We start from the raw sequence: 26,042 nt of genomic DNA, 5'->3' as shown, positions 1-26,042 counted from the left end.
TCACTCCGCGGGTGTCGTCACGAGGAACGTGCGCCCGCCGCGGCGTTCGAGGTGTACCTCGCTACCGCGGACGCGGTTCCGTCGCACCCGGTCGGCGATCCGGTCGGTCCGACACTCGGTGACGTCGACGCGGGTCGGCGTCGCGTATCGGGGTCGGTCGCGGCTCGTCGCGCTCATACCGAGACGGAGGTCCGGATCGGGGTTATAAGCGAGCCATCCGCGGAGTGAAAGTGAAAGTAGAGGCGTCGGCGGCGCGAGCGCGCGAACGGAGCGCCCGGCGGACTGTCAGAGCGCGACGCCGAGCCAGAGGGGTCCTCCAGAGGGGCGACGCCGAGTCAGAGGGCGTCCTACCGCCGGAGCCCCGCCTGCTCGTCGCCCTCGACGAACCGCACGGTGAAGTAGTCGTAACCGCCGTAGGCGGCGTCGAGCGCACCCAACCACCAGTTCCAACGCTCGACGACAGAGGAGCCGTCGGGCGCGTCGCCGAGGTGGTCGATCACGCCGGGAACGGTGAGGCCGTGACCGCGGTCCCGAGAGGGCCGTCCCGAGTCGGCCAGGTCTTGGGCCGCCCGAGCGACCGCTCGCCGCTCGGCCTCGGTCCCGTCGAACTCCGCCTCGAGGGCCTTCTCCAGACGCTGTCGGTCCATACGCGGCCCTACGGGACCGGAGTATATGAGTCGCGTGGTAGGGGGTCTCACATCCGGTGTCGACAGCCGGTCCCGGTCTCGGATCGACGGTCCCGGTCTCGGATCGACGGGCCCGCCGGCCTCGGCGGGGGTTACAGCCGGGCCGCGAGCGCGAGGAAGAGGAGACTGAACGGCGCCGTCAGGAGCGCCAACAGCGCCCCGGCCGCGCCCTCGCCGGCCGCGACGGCCATGACGAACCCGACGACGAGCGAGGCGGAGCCGAGGAGCGCGAGGGTGACGCGCTCCGGGACGGTGGCCCGGTCCGGACCGTCGCTCCGCGCGAGGGTCGCGTCCAGTCCCCGCTCCACGTCGGCGGCGAGGTCGGAGGGGACGAACAGCCACGGTGTCGACCGGTACCACGCGTTCCCGCGGTACGCGAGCAGGAACACGGTTGTCCACGGGAGGTCGATCCGGCGCGTGCGGATCGCGGACCCGAGGTCGTCCGCGCGCGTCCGGTCGTGGCTCCGGGACGTCCGCTCGATCGTCTCGGCGGCCGGGTCGAGGCGCACGTCGGTCCCGCGCGAGCCAACGAGCGCCGGGAACAGCGCGGCGAAGGCGACGAGCAACGGGGCGAGCCCCGAGAACAGCGACAGCGCGCCCGAAACCGGGTCGGACACGATCGCCGCTGCCCCGACCGCGAGCACGACGCCCGCGCCGGCGAGCGTCCAGCCGATCCGGATCGTCGAGGGGTCGAACGAGTAGTCACCGAACTGCGAGAGGAGCTCCCGACGCCGCTCCGGTGAGGTCTGGTCGTACGCAACGAGCCAGTACAAAAGCGACATCGGCCCGCCGACGAGGAGGAGCACGAGCAGCGCCCACGTCGGCGTCGAGGGTCCGCCGCCCAGCGGCGAGGCGCCGCCCCCGAGACGCGAGGCGACGATCCCGACGCCGGCGAACAGCAGCGCGGAGAGGACGAGCCCGGCGACAGTCACGCTCGCGCCGAGCGCCAGCGACCGCAGGCGCTCGAAGCGGACCGGCCCCCACTCGACGGGCGCCATGTCGGGATCGGAGTCGGGAACCGCGGTCGCGTCGACTTCGGAATCCGCATCGCGCTCCGGATCGACATCGCGTGCCGGATCGACATCGCGTTCCGGATCGGCATCGCGTTCCGGATCCGCCGGCGACTGTGTTCCGTCGCTCGACGCGCCGAATTCGGAGGGCATGGGTACCTGTTAGATCGGTGATGGCTTAAATTTCGGTCGTCATGGGCGCGCTCGTCACTCGGCGCCGCCGCCCCCGTCGCGCTTGGCTGTAGATTGTTTGAACCGATTCGGCGGCGAGTATTTACCTCGCGGCCGGGTACGACAGCGTATGACCGATTGGCGCGCCGTCGGCTACGGGTTCGTCGTGATGCTGATCGCCGGGCTCCTCGCCAGCTTCGCTCCGGTCGTCGGCCACATCGGCGCGGGGCTGATCGGGGGGTTCGTCGCGGGCTACGTCGCCGGCGGCGGGCTGCTCTCGGGGACGTGGCACGGCCTGCTCGCGGGGTCGGTGAGCGGGGTCGTCGTCACGCTGCTGCTCGCCGCGTTCGGCGGGCTCGTGGGGCTCGCGGGCGGTCCCGTCGGGAGCCTGCTCGGCGGCGCCGGCGTGCTGGTCGTCGGGCTGTTGCTGACGCTGCTGTTCGCGATCGACTCGGCGCTCGCGGGCGCGATCGGCGGCGTGCTCGGGGACTGAGTCGGATCTTCTGAGGTCATCTGGATCGGAGACTCCGTGAGAGTGTAACTGCTGTCGGCGCGCCCCGGTGAGCGGCCCGGAGGGCCGCGAGCCGACGGTGCGAGGGAGTCGCTCGCCTCTGGCGAGCGACGAGGCTGGGGAGGCGTGAGGTGCTGTGCGGTCGGGGGTGGGACTCAAAGGGGCAGCCGGCGAGGACGGCGCAGGCGACGTAAGCACCGCAACGATGGAGCGAGCAGCGCGAGCGATCGAGTGAGGAGCGCAGCGAGCGTGCGTCGTCCTCGCCGGCTGGGGCTTTGGAGGTGTTCACCGTCGATCCGCTGTCAACGATTTGTAAGCGAGCAGCTGGGGCTTTGAACGCATTCATCCTCGATCCGTCGTCAGTCGCTTATAAATGACCGAACGAAGAAGTGACCGGCTCCGCTACTCACCAGCCAAGTACGTCCTACGCGCTTTCGACCGCGTCGAGGACGGCGTCGTAGTCCGGCTCGTTCGTCGGGTCGTCGGCGACCCAATCGTAGGCGATTTCGCCGTCGTCGTCGATCACGTACACGGCGCGGTTCGCGATCCCGTGGAGGCCCAGGTCGGCGATGTCCATCTCCAGCCCGTACGCTCGGATCGCGTCGCCGCCCATGTCGCTGACGAGGTCGAACTCGATCCCGTGCTCCTCGCGGAACGCGCCCTGCGAGAACGGGGAGTCGGCGCTGACACCGAACAGCGTCGCCCCCGCGTCCTCGAACTCGGCGGCGCGCTCCTGGAACGCCACCATCTCGTTCGTGCACGGCGGCGTGAACGCGCCGGGGAAGAAGGCGAGTACGACCGGGCCGTTGCCGATGTGGTCGTCGAGATCGAACGGCTCGTGGTCGCTCGTGCCGATCTTCGCGGTGAACGTGGGTGCGGCGTCGCCTGTAGATACCATCGTCGTGTAGTACGAGCGACTCGTGCAAAAGGCTTGCCGCGTTCTCGGTAGCCCGCGGTCGGGGCTACTCCCGATCCAGGTACTCCTGTTGGATCGCGACGACCTCGGCCGAGTCCTCGCAGTCCGCGTACCGCCGGAGCGGCTCCTCGTTGAGCTCGAGGAACGTCTCCCCCCACGTGAACTTCGCCATGATTCGCTCGGCGTGCTCGGGCTCGCCGAGGATGGCGAGCGCGGCCGCGAACGCCTCGACCGTGGTGAGCCGCATCGGCCGCCCGAAGTTCACGGGGTTACCGGCGACGAGGTACGGGAGCGCGCGGTGTTCGCCCGGCAGGGAGAACATCTTCTCGCCCGCCGACTCCCACGAGCAGTCGAGCGCGACGAGCGCGTTCTCGCGAGCGCGGTCGGCGTCGGCCGGCGAGAGCGCGCGCTCGGCGTGGGGGTTGAGCACGACGCCGTAGGGGGTCGCCCGGTCGGAGCGGTGCAGCTCGGCGAGGTCGAAGCGCGCGAGCTTCCGTGCCGTGCACTTGTCGGGGTCGTCGTCGCCCTCGTACCGGACGTGCAGGTCCACACCCGGCGTTCGGGGGAGCCGTGTATAAGCCGTGCGGACGGACTCAGCTGAAAAATGCTCGGAGTCGTCGGACGCGCCCAGTCACGGGGCGCGGGTCTGGGTCACGATCGGCTCGGAATCGTCGCTTTCGGACGGGACGCGCGTCTGCGTCTCGATCGGATCCGATTCGTCTTCGGTGGTTGGTTCGCTCATCGCAGGCGGTGCTCGCGGCTCACCGCGCATAACTGTTCGGCTCAAAGAATCATTATCTCGCTAATCTCCTAATACACGTTTGCTATTTCGGCTTTAGTCACGAAAAACAGATTATTTTTCTCGGGGAAAGCAACTATATGTATATTTTGATTGTTCTTTTCTTCGGCTCGAACCCTACCCCGTACCTGCAAACGGCTCCAGATAGCGTCAAACCGGCCCGGTACCGGCGGGGTTTTTCCTCGTCGCACCCCAGAGGATCACATGGAGCTGTCCGCGGTTCCGGACCTCCCGGAGATCCGGGAGGGAGACGATCTGGCGGCCATGATCGAGGAGCGCGTCGACCTCCGCGCGGACGACGTGGTCGTCGTCGCCAGCACGGTCGTCTCGAAGGCCGAGGGGCGCGTCTTCGACCTCGACGACTTCCCGGCGAGCCCGCGCGCTGAGGAGGTCGCCGGCCGGCTCGCCGACATCGCGGGCGAGGAGAAGGACCCGCGCTTCGCGCAGGCCGTCATCGAGGAGTCGACGGAGCTGATCATGGAGGCCCCGTTCCTCCTCACCGCGACGCGCTTCGGCCACATCGGCGTCAACGCCGGGATCGACCGGTCGAACGTCCCCGGCGGCGACCTGCTGTTGCTCCCGGAGCGCCCCTCCGAGAGCGCGGAACGGATCCGCGAGGGGGTCGCCGCCGACCGCGTCGTCGTCAGCGACACCTGCGGGCGCCCCTTCAGACACGGCCAGCGCGGCGTCGCGATCGGCTGGGCCGGGATGCCCGCCAGCCGCGACTGGCGCGGCGAGCGCGACCGCGACGGCCGCGAGATGGGCGTCACCGTCCAGAACGTGATCGACGAGCTCGCGTCGGCGGCGAACCTCGTCGCCGGCGAGGGCGACGGCGGCACCCCGGTCGTCGTCGTCCGCGACTGGGCGTTCGGCGACCACGACGGCTCGGACAACCACTTCCGCGCGGTCGACGGCGACTTCGTGCGACAGGCCCTCCGGCAGTGGACGTTTCAGGAGTAACCATGCTCGGCATCGAACTCACCCCCGAACACGACCTGCACCGCCTCGTCGACCTCGGCGTCCGCGCCGAGGACGCCGGCTACGACGCCGTCTACTCGACGTGTCACTACAACAACCGCGACCCGTGGGCGTTCCTCTCGCAGCTCGCGACCGCCACCGAGTCGGTCCGGCTCGGCCCGGGCGTCGCCAACCCCTACGAGACCCACCCCGTGACGCTCGCCTCGAAGCTCGCAACCCTCGACGAGCTGTCGGAGGGACGCTCCGTCTTCGGGCTCGGCCCGGGCGACCCCTCCACGCTCCGGAACCTCGGGCTCGAAGACGAGCGCGGGCTCCGCCCCGTGCTGGAGGCGTTCAAGACCGCCCAGAAGCTGTGGGCCGGCGAGCGCGTCGATCGCGAGGGTACCTTCGACGCCGCGGGCGCGGGGCTCAACTACGAGCCGCCACAGGGCGCCGACATCCCGGTCCACGTCGGCGGCGAGGGCCCGCACATGTGCCGGATGGCCGCGAAACACGCCGACGGGCTGCTGTACAACGGCTCGCATCCGAAGGACCTCGCGTGGGCCCGCGAGCAGGTCGACGACGGGCTCGCCGACAGGCCCGACGGCCGCGGCGACTTCGACCTGATCGCGTACGCCGCGGTCTCGGTCGCCGAAGAGGCGGCGGCCGCCCGCGAGGCCGCCCGCCCGCCGGTCGCGTTCATCGCCGGGGGCGCCGCCCCGCCGGTCCTGAAGCGCCACGGGATCGACCCCGAGGCGGCCGCCGAGATCGGCGACCGCGTCTCGGCCGGCGAGTTCTCCGCGGCCTTCGAGCGCGTGACCCCGGCGATGATCGACGCGTTCTGCATGGCGGGCACCCCCGAGACCGTCCGCGAGCGAGCGGCCGCCCTCGCCGACCACGCGGACGGGCTGGTGGTCGGCTCGCCGCTCGGCCCGGAGCTGGAGGACGCGGTGGACCTCGCGGCCGAGGCCGTGGACGGGCTCTTTTAAATCGGGCTCGGCGTTCTCGACGACCGGGAATCGAGAATCGCGCCTGATAACTCCGGGGTGAGGTTCATAAGCCGCTTGCGTCGAGTTGCTGGCATGTCGACGACACCGCGGCCGCGCTCGGGGGTCCGGGGGGGGTACGAGGCCCTCCTGTGGGGGATGATGGACCGCTTGGGGATCTCCGAATCGATAGAGCGGAAGGTCGTCACCGCCGTCGGGATCCAGTTTCTCGCCACCGTCGGAATCTTCCTGACGCAGTTTCTGATCTCCGGGACGCTCTCGTACGTCATCTCCGCCGTTCTATTCCTCGGCGCCGTCGTCGCGATCTACAACACGCTGCTCATCGTGCGGCGTGACTTCGTGGCCCCGCTCCGACAGCTGGAGACCGGCGCCGACGCGATCGCGGCCGGCGATATCGACGCGGTCGGTACGGCGGGCGGCTCCGGGCCGGGCCTCGCCGGCAGCGAACAGCCCGACGAGATCGGGAGTCTCGTGAACTCGTTCGTGGCGGTCGAGCGCTACCTCGGGACGGTCTCCGCGCAGGCCGAGGCGCTCGCGGCACAGGAGTTCGACGACCCGCTGCTCGACGAGGACGTGCCGGGCACGTTCGGCGACTCGCTCGACGAGATGGCCACCAACCTCGAGGCGCACACGAGGGAGCTTGAGTCGCTCGTCGACGCCTTCGGCGACGCGGCGGGGCGCGCGCGGGCCGGCGACCTGACCGCGACGATCGACGACGGCGCGCTCGCGACCGACGAGGACCGGTACGTCGAACTCGTCGGGAACTACAACCGGCTCGTGACCACGCTCGGCGGGACGGTCGGGGAGGTCGCGTCGTTCACGGGCGAGGTCGCGGACGCGAGCGGCGACGTGCGCGCGAGCATGGACGAGGTCGACGACGCCAGCGAGGAGGTCGCGCGCTCGGTCCAGGAGATCAGCGACGGCGCGGCCGAGCAGACCGAGGCGCTGGAGTCGGTCTCAGGCGAGATGAGCACGCTCTCGGCGACCGTCGAGGAGATCGCGGCGTCGGCCGACGACGCGGCCGCGACCGCTCGGAACGCGGCGGATCGGGGGCGGGCCGGCCGCGAGGAGGCCGCCGAGGCGATCGAGGAGCTTGAGGCGCTCGAGGCCGGCATCGCCGAGACGGCGACGGCCGTCGAGGACCTCGTCGAGCGGATCGGTGAGATCGACGAGATCGCCACCGTGATCGACGGGATCGCCGAGGAGACGAACCTGCTCGCGCTGAACGCCTCCATCGAGGCGGCCCGGGCCGACGGCTCCGGCGACGGCTTCGCGGTCGTCGCCGACGAGGTGAAGGCGCTCGCCGAGGAGACCCGCGAGGAGGCCGCCGAGATCTCCGGGCGCATCGACGAGGTGCAGGCCGCGTCCGCGGAGACCGCCGCGGACGTGGACGCCATGGAGTCGCAGGTGTCGGACGGCGTCGACACGATCGAGTCGACGCTCCGGGAGTTCGAGGAGGTCGTCGAGGACGTGACGACCGTCGACGAGACGGTCCAAGAGATCAGTGAGGCGACCGACGACCAGGCGCGGACGACGCAGGAGGTCGTCGACATGGTTGACGGCATCGCGTCCGTGAGCCGGCAGACCGCGGCCGAGGCCGAGACCGCCGCGGCCGCGGCCGAGGAGCAGACCGCGACGGTGTCGGAGGTCACTCGCCGGGTCCACGCGCTCTCGGACCAGTCCGACGAGCTGCTCGCGACGCTCGACGAGTTCACGGTCCCGGACGGCGGCGCCGGGGGCGCGACCGCGTCGGAGGGCGGACGTTCGGAAGCGGAGGCGCGGGGAGCGACCGTCGCGGGCGCTGACGACGACTGAAAGCGCTAACGACGACTGAAAGAGACCCCCGCGATCGGGACGCGCTTACTCGGCCGGACCGCGACCGCCGAGCGAGGGGAGCGTCACGCCGATCTCCTGGAGGAGCGCGCCGACCGCCGCGTAGCCGATCGCGGCAACCGCGGCGACGAGCAGGACCTGTCCGACGACGACGAGGAGCGCCGACACGGGGTCGCCCGCACCGAGGATCAGGTCGTTCAGGAAGATGTCGACGAAGCGGCCGACATCGGTGACGAGCCGGGTGACGAAGTCGGTGAGCGCTATCATGACCGACTGTTGGACCGGGGGGTACTTGGGCGTTGAGTTCGCGGCCGTCTCTCCCGACGGGGTGAACGGGCGGGCGCGGCCGGCGCGCGGTTGTGATAACCGAACGGCTTACACCCGACCGACACGGACCTACCGGTCATGAACGCCCTGTCGGAACTGTTCGCCGCGAACACGCTGTTGTGGGTCCTCACGGGGGTCCTCGCGTACTCCGCGGCCGCGATCTGGCTTCGGAACCGCGGGGTCCTCCCCGAGGCCGTCCGCGTCTCCGGACCGGTACTGACCCTTCGCACCCTCCGAGGCCGCGAATTCCTGAACCGCCTCGCCGCGCCGAAGCGGCTCTGGCGGGCCGTCGCGAACCTCGGGCTCGGCGGCGCGCTCGTCGCGATGGTGGGCTCGTTCGCCCTCATCCTCTCGTCGGCGCTCTCCGCGATCCGCACCGTCCAGCCCTCCGCGATCCAGCAGCCGCAGAACTTCCTCATCATCCCCGGCGTGAACGACTTCCTCCCCCTGTCGGTCGCGCCCGAGATCGTCGGCGGGCTCGCGATCGCGATGGTCGTCCACGAGGGGGCACACGGCCTGCTGTGCCGCGTCGAAGGGATCGACATCGAGTCGATGGGGCTCGTCTTCTTCACGCTCCTCCCGGTCGGCGCCTTCGTCGAGCCGGACGAGGAGGCGACGCAGGCGGCCTCGCGGGGCGCCCGCGCCCGGATGTTCGCCGCGGGCGTCACCGCGAACACAGTCCTCACGGTCCTCGTCTTCGCACTCCTCTTCGGTCCCGTCGTCGGCGCGATCGCGCCGGCTCCCGGCTACGCAGTCGGCGAGGTGACCCCCGAGTCGCCGGCCGCGGCGACCGGCATCGCCGGCGGCGACCGGCTGGTCGCGGTCGGGGGGACGCCGGTCGACACGGCCGAGGAGTTTGAGACCGCGCTCGCAAACGCCGGCGAGACCGTGAGCGTCACGGCCGACGACGGCGACGGAGAGCGGACCGTCGAGGTGGACCGACGGCTCCAGGTGATCGGCTCCGCGGGCGGGAACCCGCTGGGCGTGACGATCGAGTCGGAGCCGATCGAGATCGTCTCCGTCAACGGCGAGTCGGTGGCGACCGAGGGGCAGTTCCTCGACGCCGTCGGCGACGACGAGCGCGCGACGGTGACCGTCGACGCGGACGGCGCGGCAAACGCCACGGTCGAGTCCGAGACGACCGAGATCCCGATCGGCGCGTACGCCCTCGGGGTACAGGAGAACGGGCCGCTCCACGCGGCTGGCGCCCCGCTGGGCGATCCCCTCACGATCGTCTCCATCGACGGGGAGCGCGTTCGGAACAACGACGAGCTCTCGAGCGTGCTGGGCGAGCGCGAGCCGGGGACGACCGCGGAGGTCGTCGCGTACGGACCTGACGACGAGCGCGTCAGCTACGACGCGGAGCTCGACCCGCACCCGAACCGCGACGGCGGGTTCGTCGGCGTGAGCGTCTTCCCCGGATCGAGCGGACTCGCGCTCGACGACTTCGGCGTCTCCGAGTACCCGGCCGGCGCGTACCTCGAACTGCTCGGCGGCGACGGCGGCGAGGGGGCGAGCGACGGGCTCGCGCTCACCGGGCTCACGGGCTCGCCGCTCGGGCTCGTGTTTGCCTCGCTCATCCTCCCGCTCGGCAGCCTGTTCGGGCTGCCGTTCAACTTCGCGGGGTTCACCGGCGAGGTGACCAACTTCTTCGTGGTCGAGGGCGCGTTCGCTGCGCTCGGCGGCGGGACGTTCCTGCTCGCGAACCTCCTCTTCTGGACCGGCTGGATCAACATCCAGCTCGCGCTGTTCAACTGCCTCCCGGCGTTCCCGCTCGACGGCGGCCGCATCCTCCGGATGGTCGCCGAGGCGGTCATCAGCCGGGTCCCCGTCTCCGACCGTCACGCCGCGGTCCGGACGATCACGGTCTCGTCGGGGCTCGTCATGCTCGCCGGGCTGGTCATGATGATCTTCGGCAACCAGATCCTCATGGCGCTCGGGCTGCTCTAGCTCGGACTCGGACCCTAGGGTCTGAGTCCGCGACGTTCGCCGAATGGGAAACGGGTTTCTCCGCGGGGCGAAACCGTGAGGTATGAGCCACTCACGCACCGTCGAGATCGAGGGCCACATCATCGACAGCGGGACGATGCAGCGCTGTTTCGGCGCGGTGATGGATCTGGGCGGCTCCTTCGACGTCGAGCAGTTCGACGTGGGGACCCACGAGGAGGCGGAGTCGTACTGCCGGATGGCGGTCTCCGCCGACGACTCGGAGACGCTCCAAGCGATCCTCCACGAGCTCCACCAGAACGGCGCGGTGTTGGACGACCCGACCGACGTCGACCTCGTGGCGGCCCCCGCGGACAAGGTCGTCCCGCCGGACTTCTACTCGACCACCAACCACCCGACGGAGGTGCTCTACGACGACGAGTGGATCGACGTCGAGCGGATCGAGATGGACTGCGCGCTGATCGTGGAACCCGAGGGCGGCCCCCGAGCGTACACGAAGGTGCTCAACGCGGTCGAGGAGGGAGACCTCGTCGCGACCGACGAGTCTGGGATCCGCGTGAACCCGCCCGAGCGCCCGCGCAGCGGGGGCGGCGCGTTCGGCTTCATGCAGGGCGGTGTCTCCTCCGAGCGCCCCTCGGAGTCCACGATCCGCGAGGTCGCCGAGGAGCTGCGCGAGGTGACCGAGGACGGCGGGAACGTGATGGTCGTCGCCGGCCCCGCCGTGATCCACTCGGGGGCGGGCGACGCCCTCGCGAAGCTGGTCGAGGCGGGCTACGTCGACTCGCTCTCTGCCGGGAACGGCTTCGCCACCCACGACCTGGAGCGCTCGCTGTACGGCACCTCGCTCGGGATGGACGTGGAGACGCTCGAACACCCGCGGAAGGGACACAAACACCACATCTGGACCATCTCGGAGATCATCCGCGCGGGCGGGATCGAGGCCGCCGTCGAGGACGGGATCGTCACGGAGGGCGTGATGTACCAGTGCGTGCGAAACGACGTCGACACCGTGCTCGCGGGCTCGATCCGCGACGATGGGCCCCTCCCGGACACGGTCACCGACGCCGTGGAGGCGCAGGACGCCATCCGCGAGCAGGCTCACGACGCCGACATCGTGTTGATGCTCGCGACGCTGCTCCACTCCGTCGCGGTCGGGAACTGCCTCCCGTCGACGACGAAGACGGTGTGCGTCGACATCAACCCCGCCACGGTTACCCAGCTGCTCGACCGCGGCTCGGCGCAGGCGGTCGGGATGGTCACCGACATCGGGACGTTCGTCCCCACGCTCGCCGAGTTCGTGCTGGAAGGCGAAGAGGGGGAGGTCGCCGTCGGCGCGGACGGCGGACACCCCCAAGCCGGCGACGAATGACCGCCGACCTCCGGCCGTACGACTCCGAGACCGACGCCGACGCGCTGTACGACCTCAAGCTCGCCTTCGAGCGCGGCCTCGGCGAATCGACCGGCGGGGAGGAGAAGGCCGCGGCCTACGAGGGGAAGCTCACCGACGGCTACCGCGAGTCGTGGCTCGCGTGGGTGGGCCGGTGCGTCGACGACGACGAGCGGTGCGTGACGGTCGCGGTCGACGACGACGGTGGCGACGCGGGCGGATCCGCCGTCGGCGACCCGTCCCTCCTCGGCTATGTCTTCGTCCTCCCCGAGCGCCTCGCGATGATCTGGGACGCCGCCGTGATCAACGAGATCTACGTCACGCCCGAGCGTCGCGGCACCGGCGTCGCCGACGACCTGCTGGACGCCGCGGTCGCGCTCGCCGGCGACCAGGACCTCCCGCTCGACCGGGTCGTGCTCGACGTCGACCCCGCGAACGAGCGCGCCAAGGGCTTCTACGACCGCCACGGCTTCGAGCCGTGGGGCGAGCTGGTGGCGCGGTCGCTCGACGAGTGACTCTGGAACGGTATACGGCGCTCGTTCGATATTTAAGCGATCCGTTGTAATCGTGTGTTCGGAGATACTCGCGGAAAACCGGTCGCTGAAGCCTGCTCCTGATCGATGGCGGGAGTAGGAATACCACGTCACGAGTGAGTCCATTTATAAACAATCGACGACGCGGTGAACACCTGCAAAGCCCCAGTCGCGAGGGCCTCCGAACGTCGTTCCTGCTCGCTTCGCTGCGCGGGCTGCGACGTTCGTGGTCCCGCTCGCGTTGCTCGCGGGACTCGCGCGGCTCGCTGCGCTCCTCGCTCAGTCGCTACCGCTCCTTTACTGCGGTGCTTCCGTCGCCGGGCTTCGCCCTCGCAACTGCCCCTTTGAGTCCCACCCCGTACCGCTCAGCAACCGCACCTCACACCTCCCCAGCCTCGTCGGTCGCCCTCCGCGTTGCTCCGGGCGACCGACTCCCTCGTGCGGGCTGCTCGCGCCCGGTGGGCGCTCACAGGCGCACGCCACCGCCTCGTTTATTTATAAGCGATCGTCGCTGTGGCTCACAGCGATTTACATATCGTATTGTCGCCACCGACCTGCAATACCCACTCCCGTAATCGCTCGCCACAGTCCCCTCACCGGCTGCAATCGTGTAGAAGCGGTATTTTTGAGGGTCTCAGCGGATCTGTTCACTCCGGCTCGTCGTACGCCTGCCGCCATAGCCATCGTACCGACCAGACGGCGAACGGCAGCAGGAAGAAGACCCGTACGACATCGGCCGAGGAGCCCCACGGGCCGGCGATCAGCGCGACGGCGCCGGCGGCGAGCGCGAGTCCGACAGCGACCGCGACCGCGGCGATCGGGCGGTCCATCGCCGGCAGGTCGGTCGAGCGAACCGGGAGGTCGAACGCCGACGCGAGCGCCTCGCCGTCGGCGACCGGGCCGACGAACCGCTCCGTCTCGTCGTCGCCCACGCCCGCGGTCAACCCGACGGTTCGCGCGCCGAACATGCGGTCCGGGAGCCGGGTGTGAACCACGCTCGCCCCGCGGAGCCGATCGACGGAGGCGACCCACTGCGGTTCGTCGAGCCACGCGTCGTACGCGACCAGCCGGTCGCCGTACCGCCGGTACTCGATCGGGGCGTAGGTGAGCGCGAACCCGGCGGCGTTTACCGCGAGCGCGCCGAGGAACAGCGCGAAGAGGGCGACCGCGGACCAGCGGACGACGGCACCGGACGGGTCCCCGCCGACGAACAGCCCGAAAGCGGCGATCCACGCGACGAGGAAGCCGGTCGCGTAGATCGGGGCGACGCCGACGAGCGTCTTCAGAACGGCGGTGGCGACGGCGGTCCGGCGATGAACCGGGATCCGGACGTCCGGTTCGGCGTCGGGAACCGCGATCGGCTCCGGGTCCTCTGGCGACTCGGTCGGACCGGCGAGCCAGTCGGTGAGTCGGCCGCCACCCCCGGCGTCGTCGCCGTGAGCCGTCCGGAACGCCGACCACTCGACGACGAGCTTGGCCGCGACGAAGGCGGCGAGCACGGCGACCCCGCCGCCTGCGGCGTGGAGCGGCGGGAGCGCGAACAGGACGAACAGCAGGAAGACCCCCCGCCTCGTCGGGGTTTCCACGACCGCGTACGGCGAGGTCTCCGCGTACCGCTGTCGGCCGAGGTAGTCGCGGGCGGCCTCGACCGCTTGCCCTGCGAGGAGCGCGAGCGCCGACGCGAGGACGGTCGGACGACCGAGCAGGGTCGGCACGTCGAACGCCTGCGAGAACGTGACGCCGACGAACAGCGCGATCCACGCGGTCGCGCCGCAGACGGCCGCCGCGAACGGGAGGTTTCGCGGATAGACCGGGGGGAGCCACGAGACCGGGCGGAACGCGCCGCGTTTGCTCGCCAGCGGCGTCTTCGTGACGCTGATGACGCCCGGCTCGCGGTCCCCGGCGGGCGGACGGGCCGCGAACAGTGCCGTCGCGCCCGCCAGCGGGATCGACAGCACGGCTTCGATCACGTACACCGCGGCGAGCGTCGCGGGGTCCCAGCCGAGGAGGAGCACGCCGACGAGCGGGATCAGGTTGGCGAGCAGGACGGGGATGAACCCGGTGGCTCCGGAGGGACTCCGGCGGCCGCGGTGAGCGATGGAGGGCATCCGTCGTCGTTTTCCGAAACGACCGGCCGCGTTTATAAACACCGGTGAACGCGGATCGGCCCGCGGAACCGACTCACGGGTCGAGTCGCGGGTCGGATCGTGGATACGTTCATTGGTACGCCCCACGTCAGGGGGCGGCCTCGCTCCCTCACGGTCCGGGAACTTCGGACAGGAGTTATGTGGATGCCAGTCCCAGTTCCACGTATGAGCTATCTCGTTGCAACCGACGGATCGACGGAGAGCGACAAAGCGGTCCGGTACGCCGCGCGACAGGCGGTCGCGTTCTACGAGACGCTCGAGATCGCCCACGTGTTGACGCCGGACTCGGAGCTGGTGGACGGGACGATCATCCTCCCGGGCGAGGAGGCCGCCGTCGAGGCGGGGGAGGGCGTCTTAGAGAACGCGCGCGCCGTCGCCGAGGAGGCGGTCGGCGACGAGCCGATCGACGTGCGCACCCAACTGCTCACGGGGCGCCCGGCCGACGCGCTCACGGACTACGCGGCCGAGGAGTCGGTCGACGCCATCTACGTCGGCCACCGCGGCCTCTCGGAGGAGCGCGAGCAGGTCGTCGGCAGCGTCGCGAAGAGCGTCGTCGACAAGGCCGACGTGCCCGTGACGGTGATCCGGTAGCTATCAGCCGTCAGACCCGACCGCGGCGGCCCGTACCCGGCGTTCTCGCCGTTCGAGCCGGAGCCACCGGCGTCACAGGCGCCGGAAAGAACCGCCATTATCGGTCCTTCAAAGCCGCGTTGCGCCCTATGACGGGTGATGCCCGAAGACGTACTCGTCACGGCGGACTGGGTCGAATCGAACCTCGAGCAGTTCGAGAGCGACGACCCGGCGTATCGGCTCGTCGAGATCAACAACCCGACCGTCACCGACGAGTCGGAGTACACGCCCTACGAGGAGGGGCACATCCCGGGCGCGCTGAACTTCGAGTGGGACGAGGTGTTCACCGACGAGACGGAGCGCGACATCGTCTCGAAGGCGGACTTCGCCGAGCGCAACGGTGACGCCGGCATCGAGGCCGACACGACGGTCGTCGTGTACGGCGGCGGCCGCGTCCCCAACTGGTTCGCGCTGTTCGGCTACTGGATCTACAAGTACTACGGCCACGACGACGTCCGCGTCATCGACGGCGGAAAGGGGTACTGGGTCGAGAACGACTACCCGCTTTCGACTGACGAGCCCGACTTCCCGGCACAGGAGTACGAGGCCCGCGGTCCCTTCGAGAGCGTCCGCGCGTACAAGGACGACATCGACAAGGCGATCGAGGAGGGGATCCCGATGGTCGACGTGCGCTCCCCCGAGGAGTTCTCCGGCGAGGTCATCGCCCCCGAGGGGCTCAACGAGACGGCCCAGCGCGGCGGCCACATCCCCGGCGCGAGCAGCGTCCCGATCGGGACGACCCTGAACGAGGACGGCACGTTCAAAAGCGCGGACGAGCTCCGCGAGCTGTACTCCGACGCCGGCGTCGACGGCGACGAGTCGACGATCACCTACTGCCGCGTCGGCGAGCGCTCGTCGATCGAGTGGTTCCTCCTGCACGAGCTGCTCGGCTACGACGACGTCCGGAATTACGACGGCTCGTGGACCGAGTGGGGCAACCTGGTCGGCGCGCCGATCGAGACGGGCGAGTGAGCGTCGTCCGCGCGCGCTGAACGCCCGGTCGCGTACTTTTAAACCAAATCGGTGTCGACGCCGCCCCTCAGTCGTCCAGCGACGCGACGGCGGTCGGCTCCGCGCCGATCCGGCGGTCGAGGAAGTCGTCGAGCAGCTCCAGCGAGCGGATCTTCTGGTCGATGTCGCCGGAGCCGTGGCCCTCCTCGCCGAGCTCCTCGTACTCGTAGTCGACGCCCTCCTCGAAGCCGGCGTCGTCGAGCGCGTCGCGGAGGATCCTGGCCTGTGAGACCGGCACGCGCGGGTCGTTGACGCCGTGGACGATCAGGAGGGGCGCGTCGACGTTCTCGACGTGGGTCACGGGGCTGCGCTCGCGGTAGATCGCCTCGTTCTCGTCGGGCTCGCAGAGGTTCTTCACCATGAGCTCCGTCCGGAAGTGCGGCATCGTGTTCTCGTACATGTCGAACAGGTCGCTGACGCCGACCCACGTGACCCCGGCGGCGTACAGGTCCGGGTACTGGACCAGCTGCCAGTTCGCGGAGTACCCCCCGTAGGAGCCGCCGTACACGGCGACGCGCTCCTCGTCGAGCCAGTCGTACTCGTCGAGGACGCGCTCGGCGCCGACCGCCACGTCGCCCTGCTCGGCGCCGCCCCAGTCGTCGTACAGCTCCTCGACGAACTCGCGGCCGCGCCCCGTGGAGCCGCGGTAGTTCACTTGGAGGACGGAGTAGCCGCGGGAGAGCAGGAACTGAACGCGGTAGCTGAACCGCCGACTGTCGTGGTGTCGCGGCCCGCCGTGCGGGTTCACGATCAGCGGCGAGGGGCGTCGACCGGAATCGAACAGGAGCCCCTCGATCTCGAACTCCTCGTAGGGGTCGTGGTCGACCGCGTGCGCCGGGCTCTCGGGGACGCCGTCGGAGACGAACGAGACCGTCTCGGGCTCGACGAAGTCGTCCGGGTCGAACGGGCCGTACTCCGCGTCGAACACCGTCTCCGTCGCGTCGGTCGCGAGGTCGTACGTGACGAGTTCGGGGCGCTTGCTCGACGTGGTCCGGTACGCGAGGAGGCGGTCGTCCGCCAATCGCCCCTCCGTCACGTTGGCGACGCCGGCCGGGAAGTCGAGTTCGCGGCCCTCGCCGGTCTCGACGTCGTAGACGACGGGGACGGTGACGGCGCCGCGCGTCCGGCTCGCGACGAATCGGTCGCCGCCCTCGAGGAAGTGGCTCGCCGACTCCTCGAACTCGCCGTCGCCGAACCAGGTCACCGTCGCGTCGTCGACCCCGTCGGAGAGGTCGACGATCCCGGTCCGCCCGAGGTCGGTCGTGTTGTCGACGACGAGCAGTCGATCGCCGTCGGGGCCCCAGTCGATCGGGGCCGACTCCGCGCCCACGTCGCCGATCTCGAGGTTGCGGGCGTTCGAGCCGTCGACGTCGGCGACGTACACGTCGCTGTTCTCGTAGGCGTCGGTCTCGTTGGTCGCGTACGCCATCCGGTCGCCCTCGGGGGAGAGCTGGCCCGCCGCCACCGCCCGGTCGTAGTCGGTGACCTTCGTCGTCTCGCCGCTCGGGAGGTCGTGGCGGTAGAGGTTCATCTGCCCGCCCCGGCTGGAGCCGACCAGGAGGGTCTCCCCGTCCTCGCCCACGTCGTTGAGCCGGATCTGCCCCTCCATCTCGACGACCGGTTCGCTCCTGCCGTCGAGCGACATCGCCCACACGTCGTGCTGCTCGTCGCCGTCCTCGTCGCGGTGATAGAACAGTCGATCGCCGCTCGGGTCCCACTCGAACCCGGCGCGGACCGACCGGGGGACGTCGCCGTCGCTGAGCTGCTCTAAGGACCCGTCCGCCGGGTCACAGAGGTGAAGCTCGTTGCGACCGGTGACGTCGTAGTAGAGGGCGACCGTCTCGCCGTCGGGGGACACCCGCGGGCTCGAAATCGTCGGGAGGGAGGCGAGCTCGCGGAGCGCGTCGGTCTCGTCTGTGTCAGACATCTGATCACATACGGCGGGCGTATCGACTTCAACGTTTCCCGGCCGTGCAAACGTATATACGGTCGTGTGCCGTATTGTGATGTATGCAACAGAACGTCGGTGCGGCCGACAAGCGCGTCAGAATCGCCCTCGGAGCGGTCCTCGGGATCGCCTCGCTCGGAACCCTCGGCGGCGCGGTACCGCTCCCCGAACTCGCCGCGCCCGTCCTCGGGGTCGTCGCCCTCGTCATGCTCGGCACCGCCGCGACCGGGACCTGCGGGCTCTACGCCCTCCTCGGCGTCGACACGTGTCCGGCGTCGGCGGGCAGTTCGCGGTAGCGCTGCGACCGATCGACGCCGACCGCACCCCGTGGTAGACGGAGTGAAACGACTGTTCTCCGGAGTTTCGTGATCGCCGGCGGCGGCAGTCTCAAGTGCGCTTAGTCGTAACGTCTCACATGAGGCTCCGACCCCGACCGACCGGCCGCATGTGCGCTCGCGACGACCGGCTCGCGGCTGTCCGAGGTGACCGCGCGTGAGCGACGAACCGACCGTCCTCGTGATCGGCGGCGGCGCGACCGGGGCGGGCGTCGCGCGCGACCTCGCGCTTCGCGGGGTCGACGTGACCATCGTCGACCGCGGCGGGCTCGGGAGCGGGACATCCGGCCGCTCGCACGGGCTGCTCCACAGCGGCGCCCGCTACGCGGAGGCCGACGCGCCCGGCGCCGAGGAGTGCATCCGCGAGAACCGGACGCTCAGCGAAATCGCCGGGGCGTGCGTGCGCGAGACGGGCGGGCTGTTCGTCCGCCTCGCGGGCGACGACCCGGACTACTTCGAGGAGAAGATCGCCGCCTGCGAGGAGATCGGAATCGAGACCGAGCGGCTCGACGGCGACGAGGCGCGGGCGGTCGTCCCCGGGCTCTCCGACGACGTCGCGGAGGCGTTCCGGGTGCCCGACGGCGTGATCTACCCGTCCAGACTGGTCGCCGCCAACGCGGCCGACGCCGAGCGACACGGTGCCACCGTCCACACCGACGCGCCGGTCGAGGACATCGAGACGGCCGACGGCGCGGTCTCGGCCGTGCGCGTCGGCGGCGAGGTCGACGCCACGCTCCGGCCGGACCACGTGGTCAACGCCACGGGGGCGTGGGCCGACCGGATCGCCGACCTGGCCGGCGTCGAGGTGGGGATGGCGCCGAGCCGCGGCGTGATGATCTCCGTCGAGTACGAGGGGCTCGATCCCGTGTTGAACCGGTGTCGCGACCCCGACGACGGCGACATCGTCGTGCCCCACGAGGGGGAGGCCGTGCTCGGCACGACGAGCGTCCCGGTCGACGATCCCGACGAGTACGAGCGGGCCGACTGGGAGGTGGAGCGGTCGGTCGAGGAGTGCGCGGCGATGCTCCCCGCCGTCGCCGACGCGCCGACGGTCCGGACGTGGTGGGGCGTCCGCCCGCTGTACGCTCCCGAGGAGGCCGGATCCGATCGGCGGGGGATCTCTCGGGGTTTCAGCGTGATCGACCACGCCGACGAGGGGGTCGCGAACCTCCACACCGTGGTCGGCGGGAAGCTGACGACCTACCGGGAGATGGCCGAAGCGACGAGCGACCGCGTCTGCGAGCGGCTCGGCGTCGACGAGCCGTGTCGGACGGCGGACGAGCGGCTGCCGGGGGCCGACGACCCGGACGAGCTCGACGCGTTTGTCGAGCGGTACGGCGGGGCGAACCCGACCGACGCCGGCGTCGTCGACGCCGCGGCTGACGACTGACGAACTGGAGAGGGAGATGCCCGGTGAACGCCGTCGAGGCGACGCCGCTACTCGTCGTCGATCAGGCCGCCGAACACCGAGGTCGCGGTGTCGGGCACGTCGAAGTCGTGGTAGTGTTCGCCCTTCTCGTTCGAGAGGATGTTGAGGGCCGCGGCGGCGCCGTCCCCGGCCGAGATGACCGCCTGCCACTCCTCGGCGCGGACCATCGCGCCGGTCGCGTACGCGCCCTCGACGCTCGTCTCCATCGAGACGCCGACGTCGACGAGGTCGCCGTCGAACTCGCAGCCAAGCGACTCGGCGAGGTCGCGGCTCGCCCCCGTCGCCAGCACGACGTAGTCGGTCTCGTACTCGTCCGCCTCGGTCGTCACGAGGAAGCCGTCGCCGTGCTCCTCGACGTCGGTGACCTCCTCGCCCTGGTTCCGGGTGACCCCGAAGTCGTCCGCCTGCTGGCGGGCGGTCGCGAGGAACTCGCTGCCGCCGACCGAGCCGATCCCGGGGTAGTTGAACAGGTGCGCCTTATGCATCCACGTGCCGTCGGTGTCGAACAGGACGGTGTCGAGCCCGTTCTTGCCCGCGAACAGTCCCGCGCTGAGCCCGGCCGGTCCGCCGCCGACGATTGCTACGTCTACCATACACCCGTGTAACGGGTTCACACTGATAAGGACTGGCGAAGGCAGGTACCGAGGCGGCGATACCCGACGAGCGAGCCGAGGCTACTCCGAGAAGTCGGTGAGCGAGCCGGTGCGATCGGGACCGTTCTCATCGGTGCTGTCGGTGTCGTCGTCGCCGGTGTTCCCGGTGTCGCCTCTAGCGCCGGTCGCCGGCTCGCCCCACGGGTCCTCGGGATCGACCGGCTCGACGGCCCGGTCGAGCTCGGCCGCCGAGTAGTCGGTCTCGTCGTCGAGGAGCATGGCGAGACGCTGCCAGCGGGCGCTCTGGTCGTCTTCGCCCTCCGGGCCGACCCGAGCGCCGTGGGTCTTGAAAAAGCGCGTGCCGCGGTCGCGGCGCGCGCCCTCCCCGGTGTGGCCGTCGAAGACGGCGTCGAACGTTCCCCCCGGTTCGAGGTCGCCGACGGGGAAGTCGTGGGCGGGCTCCTCGCCGCGTTCACGGGCCTCGGCCCGGACCTCGGCGACGGCAGAGAAGTAGGCGTCGGCGTTCGAGGCCTCCCGGGTCGAGCGCGCGCGGGTCGCCGCCAGCGCGGCGTGGATCGCGCAGATCCGCCCTTTCCACTCGGCAGGCTCCCAGCGCTCGGTGGCGAGCTCCTCGTAGCGCTCGATCGCGAGGGCCGCGTCGCTGCCCGCGCGGAGGTCCTCGACGACGTAGAGGTTCAGGCGGTCCCAGAGGTTCCACGCGTAGCCGGAGCGGGCCAGCTCCCACGCGGCCCACGCGGCGACCTCCTCGTCGGAGCGGCGCACCGCCTTCTGGAGGAGGCTGGAGACGACGTACCGGCTGTAGCCGCCGTCGGTCTCGTTGGCCTCCTTCTCCTCGCCGAAGTCGTTCTCGCCGGTCGCGTCCGGCGTCGTGTCGGTCTCCAAGCTCCCGTCCGACCCGAACGTCGCCTGTCGATCGTCGCCGTCGGCCATACTCCCGCTCCCGCCGCGAGGGACTTAAGAATCGCGCGCGGCGGGCGGACGCAGGACCCCGATCCGGCCCGCGGTACGGCGGATCACACCGCGTTTGAAAGGGAACCCTTAAGTTAGATCCGGCGGGTAGAATACGGTAACCGCCCTTAGCTCAGCCTGGTAGAGCAGTCGACTGTAGATCGACTTGTCCCCCGTTCAATTCGGGGAGGGCGGACTCGTTCTCCAGCCGTTTCGTAGTCGACTTGTCCCCCGTCCTCGTGAGCGAAGCGAACGAGGGCTCGGAAGTCGTGCGCAGCGAAGCGAGCACGTCTTCCGGCGTTCAATTCGGGGAGGGCGGACTTCTGCTGCGAACAACGTGAGCAGTCAGAAGTCTCACGGACCGAATCGGGCAGACGAGTCACAGCCCGGACCGGCGAGCGAAGCGAGCCGCACGCCCGGACTGTCTCGGCGAGTTCAATTCGGGGAGGGCGGACTTCCTTTCCAGCAGATTGCTAGCCGACTACTGCCAGTCGCGGTCAACCTGAAACGGTTCCAGCTCGGCGTAGTACGATCCGGTCAATCGCCCGATTGCGTCGATTTTCCGGACGTCTATCTTCCCGTCGGTCAGGAGTGCGTCGTCGACGTGGATCAGTTCGATGCGTCCGAAGACGACGGTGTGATCGCCGATGGAGAGCGTGTCGTGAAGCGTACACTCCATGGTCGCCTTGGCGGCGGCGACGAGCGACACGTCGACGGTGTCGGCCTCTCGCCGCGCCAATCCGACGAGGTCGAACTCGTCCGTGTCGCTGTCGACGCCCTGGCTGGTCCGGTCCATCTGTTCGACCAAGTCTGAAGTGACCAAGTTGAGACCGAACGCCTCCGTTTCGAGGACGTTTTGCGTCGAATCCTTCTGGATCCCATCGGCTCGGTCCTCGGCCGAGAACATCACCACCGGCGGCTCCGCCTCGATGATTCCCATGTAGAAACTGTACGGAGCGAGGTTGTCGACGCCGGCGGCGCTCCGCGTCGAGACCCACCCGATAGGGCGGGGGACGATGATGCTCGTCAAGAGCCGGTACATGTCGTCGACGGCCTCGTCCGGGTCGATGTCCATTGGTGTGTATCCCAGTATGGCCTGTATAAGCATTCTCGCGGCTGGCCGACACGACCGCGCCGCTCGCCGCGATCCGGATACAGCCGGCGATACGGTCTCCGAGAGGTTGATTGAAAATCGCCACGGGCGTTGCGCCCGTCGGTTAGCGTCCGAAAGCCCAGCGTGAACTACCCCACCCTACTCAGCCGCTGGTGCGGCTTCGTTGAGGGTGGGGCTTCCTGCTTCTATGACGCGCTTTGCAGACACCGAATGGGTATCCGCGGGGAGCGCAGTCTCCACAGGCGTGTCTTCGGGCCATCCCAGCCCTAGTTCAGCAAAGCCTCTCTGCAAGACGTTCATCGCCGCGTTCGCGTCACGGTTACACTCAAACCCACAACTCGGACACGAGTGCTCTCTGACCCAGATGGGTTTCGCTGTCTCCACACCACACGTCGCACACTCTTTCGTCGTTCCCGCTGCGTCGACTTGTACGACGTGTGTCCCGTACAGCTCACCTTTGTATTCCAGAAGAGTGATGAACTGTCGCCACGCCGCAGCCTGCTTGTTCCGCGCGTTCCCATCGCCTTGAAGCATCTCAGCGACGTTCAGGTCTTCCACGAACACCGCATCGTACTCTGTGACGAGCCATATCGTGAGCTTGTGCTGGTAGTCCAGCACCTTTCGGCGGATGTGGCGTTTGACCTTCGCAACCGTTTTGCGCTGGTTCTCGTAGTTGTTCGACCCGTGTTCCTTCCGCGAGAGGTTCTGTTGCTCTCGACGGAGACGATCGTACTCGTCTTTGAGGTCGAGCCAGTCCACGGTGTTGCCGTCCGACGTGTGGATGTAGTTCAGAATGCCGAGGTCGATCCCGATACTGTTGCTCGTGTCGAGCATCTCCACCTCGGGTTTCTCGGGCAGGTCAGCCTCGTCGGTTTCCAGCCCGAAAGAGATGAACCAGTCACCGGTCGTCCCTTTTTTCACTGTGACCTCTTTGATAGCTGCTTCGTCGGGGATCTCGCGGTGGTAGCGGAGTTTGGTATCTCCGATTTTGGAGAGCCAGAGCGTCGCGTGTCGGCCACTCGTGTTTTTGAGTTCGAAGCCAGACTGCGAATACGTTATACTCTGGAACTCTCTCGGAGACTTCCAGTTGAGCTTCCCGACCTTGCGTCCGTTTTGCTTCTGCTCGGAGAGTCCAGTGAGATTCTGGTAGAACCGAGTGACGGTTCGTTGTAGAGCCTTCGAGTTGACTTCCGAGAAAACGGGGAACTCATCTTTCCAGTTGGGGAGTCGGGAGTGGTGCTTGTACGCAGAGCCGATGTCGTCGTCGTCCACGTTCTCGTACTCGTACAGGGTGTAGTTGTACGCTTGGCGATGAACGTCGATATGGTAGTCTAGTTCAGCCGCTACCTCTTGTGTCGGGTAGGCATGGTAGCGGTGACTGTACTCCATCGCTGTCTATTGATTCTCGATATGTTGTCTTAATGGTTTGTACTGGTGTGCGGCGATTCATCTCCTCCCTACTCGCTCCCGTTGGTCGCTCCTTGAGGAAGGGGCATTCTCGCCTCAATTCTGGTAAAACCGGTGAAAATATCTCTGATTTATTACATACGTGTTTAATATTTATTGCAATAAATAGTTAAGAATGTCTGTAGGACAGGAGCTACTCGACGTGCCGTTCCCCGAGATGATCGCGAGCATGGGTCAGGGGATCGCGGACGCGCAGAACCAGTTGGACATGAACTCGGTCGAGGTCGCGAAGATCCTCGCGGAGACGGATATCGAGGTCGTCCCGGCGATCACGCGGACGATCGACTCGGACGGCGACGTCACCTACTCCTCCGCGACGCCAATCGACGTCTCGCTGCTGCAGGCGGGGCTGTTCCCGACTTTCTACCAGTTCTCGGAGGCCGTCATCGAGGTCGAGATGGACATCAAGACGACCACCGAACGGGAGACGAACATCGACGTCAGCGCCGAGGCGCACGCGGGGTTCGGCCTCTGGGGCGGCAGCATCCAGACCGACGTGAGCCACAACCGGAAGTTCGGCAAGGAGGTCCACGGGACGAGCGAGCTCAAGACCACGATGGTCCCGGTTCCGGAGCCGCCGTACCTCTTCCCCGAGGTCGAGACGGTCGACCAGCGACAGACCGACGACGAGGAGACGGAGTGAACGCCCTCGCCGCGCTCCGCGCGTGCGCCCTCGCACCGAGTCCGCAGGGCGGACGGAGGGCGGCCGCGTCGAGCCCCATGCCGCTACGAGCACACCACCTACCGCCGCGCAGTACCGCCCCCGACCGACCGACCCGAGCGGTCGCGGACCTCCCGTTCGACGACCTCGTCTACCTGCTGGCCGCCGGCGTCGCCGACGCCCAGACCGCGCTCGACGCGCGGACCGCCGCGACGCTCGCGACGTTCGCGGAGACGGAGATCGACGTCGTCCCGTCGCTGACTCGCACAGTGGCGTCGGACGGAACGGTCACCACCGACGCCGCGCCGGCCGAACCTCGGTCCCTGCTCGAACTCGGGCTCACGCCCGCCCGCTACCGGTTCAGCGACGCGACGATCGAGGTCGCGGTCGACGTGAGCGCCGCGGACCGCGACCGGTCGGGGCGCGACCGACCGGAGGGCGAGCGCGCGGAGCCGGCGTTCGACCTCCGGGCGGGCACGCAGTCCGTGATCGACCGTCGAACGTTCGACCGCGAGGCGGGCGCGAACGCCCGGCTCGCGGCCCGGCTCGAACCGACTCCCCCGCCGGTCGCGATCGGGCCCGAAGAGACGAGCGATGTCGGAAACGCAGGGAACGCCGGTGACGCCGGGGAGACAAGGAACACCGGTGACGCCGGGGAGACAAGGAACACCGGTGACGCCGGGGTGGCGGATACCGCCGGGAACGCCGGAACCGGAGGCGAGCGTGCCGACTGACGAGTGGCTCGCGCGGCCGCTCAAGGAGTTCATCCGGACGGTCGCGTTCTCGGTCGCCGAGGGCCAAGAGGAGCTGGACCGTCGGTCGATGGAGGTCCAGCGCGCGATCGACCGCGACATCGAGGACGGGAGCCTCGCGTACGACCTCGACGCGTCGTGGCTCAGGTTCGCCGACGTGGAAGCCGATCTGGAAATGACGCTGTCGATCGAGGGACAAGAGATCCGCGACCCGGAGACCGACGAAATCCGCGGCTACAAGCCGGTCGTGAGCGCCGTCCCGCTGAACCACCGCACCGCGGACGAGTACGATCTGGACGCCGAGATCGCCAGCGAGGTGCGGCTCCGCATCGCCCCCGTCCCGCCGGAGTCCCGCAGCCCATGAGCGATCGCTTCGCGTTCGACGCCGACACGACGCGGGTCGCCGAGACGTTCCAGCTCGAGGAGATCCCCCAGGTCGACGTCGACAAGCTCGAGACGGTCGAGCGGGCGGCGGTCGAACGGCTGATCACCGAACAGCAGGAGTCGCTCGTTCGCCTCCAGACCGACGTGCTGGACGTTCGAAGCGAGCGGACCGCCCTGGAACGCCGGCTCTCGAAGACGGAGGCGGAGCGGGAGGCGCTTCGGGAGCGGGTCGGAGAGCTCGAGGCCCAGCGGCCGGCGGTGGAGCCGAAGCAGGTCTTCTCGAACCTCGGCGCGGCGCTCCAGGAGGTCGACGACGACCTGGCGAGCGAGCGCTACCGCGTCGACGACGTGGACTTCACGCTCAAGACGAACGTGATCCAGACCGACGAGGGGATCCGGATGCACCTGCCGTCGCTGGACGAGTCGTCGGCGACGGCGAACCTCAGCGAGGTCTCGTTCCGCCTGCGCGCACCGCGCGGCGAGCCGGCGGAGGCCGGGGAGACGTACACCGACGTGCC

General features: G+C 69.2%; 26 protein-coding genes, 1 tRNA gene and 1 pseudogene. 16 read left to right on the top strand and 12 right to left on the bottom strand.

All coding sequences use genetic code 11. The annotated features are described in order from the left end of the window. The 3 genes from C468_RS18575 to C468_RS08295 all read right to left on the bottom strand — a co-directional run bounded on the left by C468_RS18575 (position 1) and on the right by C468_RS08295 (position 1,849). On the bottom strand, positions 1-177 hold the full coding sequence (locus tag C468_RS18575) for a hypothetical protein (protein WP_008848441.1): 177 nt from the start codon (positions 175-177) through the stop codon (positions 1-3). Positions 178-347: 170 nt separating this feature from the next. Then, positions 348-647 (bottom strand): hypothetical protein, encoded by a 300-nt coding sequence (locus C468_RS08300; RefSeq protein ID WP_008848440.1) that lies wholly within the window; start codon positions 645-647, stop codon positions 348-350. A gap of 131 nt (positions 648-778) precedes the next feature. After that, entirely contained in the window at positions 779-1,849 is a 1,071-nt protein-coding gene (locus C468_RS08295; protein ID WP_008848439.1) for a hypothetical protein, read from the bottom strand. A gap of 148 nt (positions 1,850-1,997) precedes the next feature. Here C468_RS08295 and C468_RS08290 point away from each other — a divergent pair, with 148 nt between their 5' ends. Next, complete coding sequence (locus C468_RS08290; RefSeq protein ID WP_008848438.1) at positions 1,998-2,360, top strand: DUF5518 domain-containing protein; 363 nt, start codon at positions 1,998-2,000, stop codon at positions 2,358-2,360. 442 nt (positions 2,361-2,802) lie between these two features. Here C468_RS08290 and C468_RS08285 read toward each other — a convergent pair whose 3' ends face one another. Beyond that, entirely contained in the window at positions 2,803-3,276 is a 474-nt protein-coding gene (locus tag C468_RS08285; RefSeq protein WP_008848437.1) for a redoxin domain-containing protein, read from the bottom strand. Between the two features lie 64 nt (positions 3,277-3,340). Then, positions 3,341-3,844 (bottom strand): DUF367 family protein, encoded by a 504-nt coding sequence (locus C468_RS08280; protein ID WP_008848436.1) that lies wholly within the window; start codon positions 3,842-3,844, stop codon positions 3,341-3,343. Positions 3,845-4,297: 453 nt separating this feature from the next. Between C468_RS08280 and C468_RS08275 the strand changes: the two genes are divergently transcribed. The 3 genes from C468_RS08275 to C468_RS08265 all read left to right on the top strand — a co-directional run bounded on the left by C468_RS08275 (position 4,298) and on the right by C468_RS08265 (position 7,872). Next, complete coding sequence (locus tag C468_RS08275; protein WP_008848435.1) at positions 4,298-5,053, top strand: coenzyme F420-0:L-glutamate ligase; 756 nt, start codon at positions 4,298-4,300, stop codon at positions 5,051-5,053. Positions 5,054-5,055: 2 nt separating this feature from the next. After that, a complete protein-coding gene (locus tag C468_RS08270; protein ID WP_008848434.1) occupies positions 5,056-6,039 on the top strand; it encodes a 5,10-methylenetetrahydromethanopterin reductase in 984 nt (327 codons plus the stop codon). A 159-nt stretch (positions 6,040-6,198) separates the two neighbouring features. Further along, positions 6,199-7,872 carry a methyl-accepting chemotaxis protein gene (locus C468_RS08265; protein WP_049912141.1) on the top strand — a complete coding sequence of 558 codons (1,674 nt, stop codon included), beginning with the start codon at positions 6,199-6,201 and terminating at the stop codon, positions 7,870-7,872. Positions 7,873-7,917: 45 nt separating this feature from the next. Here C468_RS08265 and C468_RS08260 read toward each other — a convergent pair whose 3' ends face one another. Then, the gene (locus C468_RS08260) at positions 7,918-8,157 is read right to left on the bottom strand and encodes a hypothetical protein (protein ID WP_008848432.1); all 240 of its coding nucleotides are present in this window, start codon (positions 8,155-8,157) and stop codon (positions 7,918-7,920) included. Between the two features lie 138 nt (positions 8,158-8,295). Here C468_RS08260 and C468_RS08255 point away from each other — a divergent pair, with 138 nt between their 5' ends. The 3 genes from C468_RS08255 (at position 8,296) to C468_RS08245 (ending at position 12,066) form a co-directional block, all read left to right on the top strand. Further along, positions 8,296-10,167, top strand: a complete 1,872-nt coding sequence (locus tag C468_RS08255; RefSeq protein ID WP_008848431.1) for a site-2 protease family protein — start codon at positions 8,296-8,298, stop codon at positions 10,165-10,167. Positions 10,168-10,249: 82 nt separating this feature from the next. Beyond that, positions 10,250-11,533 (top strand): ornithine cyclodeaminase, encoded by a 1,284-nt coding sequence (locus C468_RS08250; RefSeq protein ID WP_008848430.1) that lies wholly within the window; start codon positions 10,250-10,252, stop codon positions 11,531-11,533. Continuing rightward, a complete protein-coding gene (locus tag C468_RS08245; RefSeq protein WP_008848429.1) occupies positions 11,530-12,066 on the top strand; it encodes a GNAT family N-acetyltransferase in 537 nt (178 codons plus the stop codon). Before C468_RS08250 ends, C468_RS08245 begins: the two co-directional genes overlap by 4 nt. A gap of 665 nt (positions 12,067-12,731) precedes the next feature. Here C468_RS08245 and C468_RS08240 read toward each other — a convergent pair. Then, on the bottom strand, positions 12,732-14,192 hold the full coding sequence (locus C468_RS08240) for a DUF6498-containing protein (protein ID WP_008848428.1): 1,461 nt from the start codon (positions 14,190-14,192) through the stop codon (positions 12,732-12,734). A gap of 204 nt (positions 14,193-14,396) precedes the next feature. On the opposite strand from C468_RS08240, the gene C468_RS08235 reads away from it, so the two are divergent. Together C468_RS08235 and C468_RS08230 are read left to right on the top strand one after the other, a co-directional pair. Continuing rightward, entirely contained in the window at positions 14,397-14,822 is a 426-nt protein-coding gene (locus C468_RS08235) for a universal stress protein (RefSeq protein WP_008848427.1), read from the top strand. A gap of 138 nt (positions 14,823-14,960) precedes the next feature. Beyond that, entirely contained in the window at positions 14,961-15,833 is an 873-nt protein-coding gene (locus tag C468_RS08230; RefSeq protein WP_008848426.1) for a sulfurtransferase, read from the top strand. A gap of 67 nt (positions 15,834-15,900) precedes the next feature. Here C468_RS08230 and C468_RS08225 read toward each other — a convergent pair whose 3' ends face one another. Further along, positions 15,901-17,799, bottom strand: a complete 1,899-nt coding sequence (locus tag C468_RS08225) for a S9 family peptidase (RefSeq protein ID WP_008848425.1) — start codon at positions 17,797-17,799, stop codon at positions 15,901-15,903. A gap of 83 nt (positions 17,800-17,882) precedes the next feature. Between C468_RS08225 and C468_RS08220 the strand changes: the two genes are divergently transcribed. Beyond that, on the top strand, positions 17,883-18,116 hold the full coding sequence (locus C468_RS08220; protein ID WP_008848424.1) for a YgaP family membrane protein: 234 nt from the start codon (positions 17,883-17,885) through the stop codon (positions 18,114-18,116). Positions 18,117-18,312: 196 nt separating this feature from the next. After that, the gene (locus C468_RS08215; protein WP_008848423.1) at positions 18,313-19,545 is read left to right on the top strand and encodes an FAD-dependent oxidoreductase; all 1,233 of its coding nucleotides are present in this window, start codon (positions 18,313-18,315) and stop codon (positions 19,543-19,545) included. 47 nt (positions 19,546-19,592) lie between these two features. Here C468_RS08215 and C468_RS08210 read toward each other — a convergent pair whose 3' ends face one another. Both C468_RS08210 and C468_RS08205 read right to left on the bottom strand, forming a co-directional pair. Then, complete coding sequence (locus C468_RS08210; RefSeq protein ID WP_008848422.1) at positions 19,593-20,177, bottom strand: NAD(P)/FAD-dependent oxidoreductase; 585 nt, start codon at positions 20,175-20,177, stop codon at positions 19,593-19,595. 81 nt (positions 20,178-20,258) lie between these two features. After that, positions 20,259-21,128 carry a hypothetical protein gene (locus tag C468_RS08205; RefSeq protein WP_008848421.1) on the bottom strand — a complete coding sequence of 290 codons (870 nt, stop codon included), beginning with the start codon at positions 21,126-21,128 and terminating at the stop codon, positions 20,259-20,261. 140 nt (positions 21,129-21,268) lie between these two features. Between C468_RS08205 and C468_RS08200 the strand changes: the two genes are divergently transcribed. Next, positions 21,269-21,342: transfer RNA gene (locus C468_RS08200), tRNA-Tyr, on the top strand. 285 nt (positions 21,343-21,627) lie between these two features. On the opposite strand, the gene C468_RS08195 is transcribed toward C468_RS08200, so the two are convergent. Both C468_RS08195 and C468_RS08190 read right to left on the bottom strand, forming a co-directional pair. Next, positions 21,628-22,221 carry a flavin reductase family protein gene (locus C468_RS08195; protein ID WP_008848420.1) on the bottom strand — a complete coding sequence of 198 codons (594 nt, stop codon included), beginning with the start codon at positions 22,219-22,221 and terminating at the stop codon, positions 21,628-21,630. A gap of 177 nt (positions 22,222-22,398) precedes the next feature. After that, entirely contained in the window at positions 22,399-23,649 is a 1,251-nt protein-coding gene (locus tag C468_RS08190; protein WP_008848419.1) for an RNA-guided endonuclease InsQ/TnpB family protein, read from the bottom strand. A gap of 193 nt (positions 23,650-23,842) precedes the next feature. On the opposite strand from C468_RS08190, the gene C468_RS08185 reads away from it, so the two are divergent. The 4 genes and pseudogenes from C468_RS08185 to C468_RS08170 form a co-directional block, all read left to right on the top strand. After that, positions 23,843-24,370 carry a hypothetical protein gene (locus C468_RS08185; protein WP_049912139.1) on the top strand — a complete coding sequence of 176 codons (528 nt, stop codon included), beginning with the start codon at positions 23,843-23,845 and terminating at the stop codon, positions 24,368-24,370. A 77-nt stretch (positions 24,371-24,447) separates the two neighbouring features. Beyond that, positions 24,448-25,122: a hypothetical protein gene (locus C468_RS08180; protein WP_008848417.1), complete on the top strand. Its 675-nt coding sequence runs from the start codon at positions 24,448-24,450 to the stop codon at positions 25,120-25,122. Further along, positions 25,112-25,504 carry a hypothetical protein gene (locus C468_RS08175; protein ID WP_008848416.1) on the top strand — a complete coding sequence of 131 codons (393 nt, stop codon included), beginning with the start codon at positions 25,112-25,114 and terminating at the stop codon, positions 25,502-25,504. Before C468_RS08180 ends, C468_RS08175 begins: the two co-directional genes overlap by 11 nt. Further along, positions 25,501-26,042 (top strand): annotated as a pseudogene (locus tag C468_RS08170) (serine/threonine kinase); the annotation flags it as partial. The gene C468_RS08175 and the pseudogene C468_RS08170, both read left to right, overlap by 4 nt.

The organism is Halorubrum kocurii JCM 14978 (assembly GCF_000337355.1).
Lineage (GTDB): Archaea > Halobacteriota > Halobacteria > Halobacteriales > Haloferacaceae > Halorubrum > Halorubrum kocurii.
This window is presented reverse-complemented; position numbering and strand designations above follow the sequence as displayed.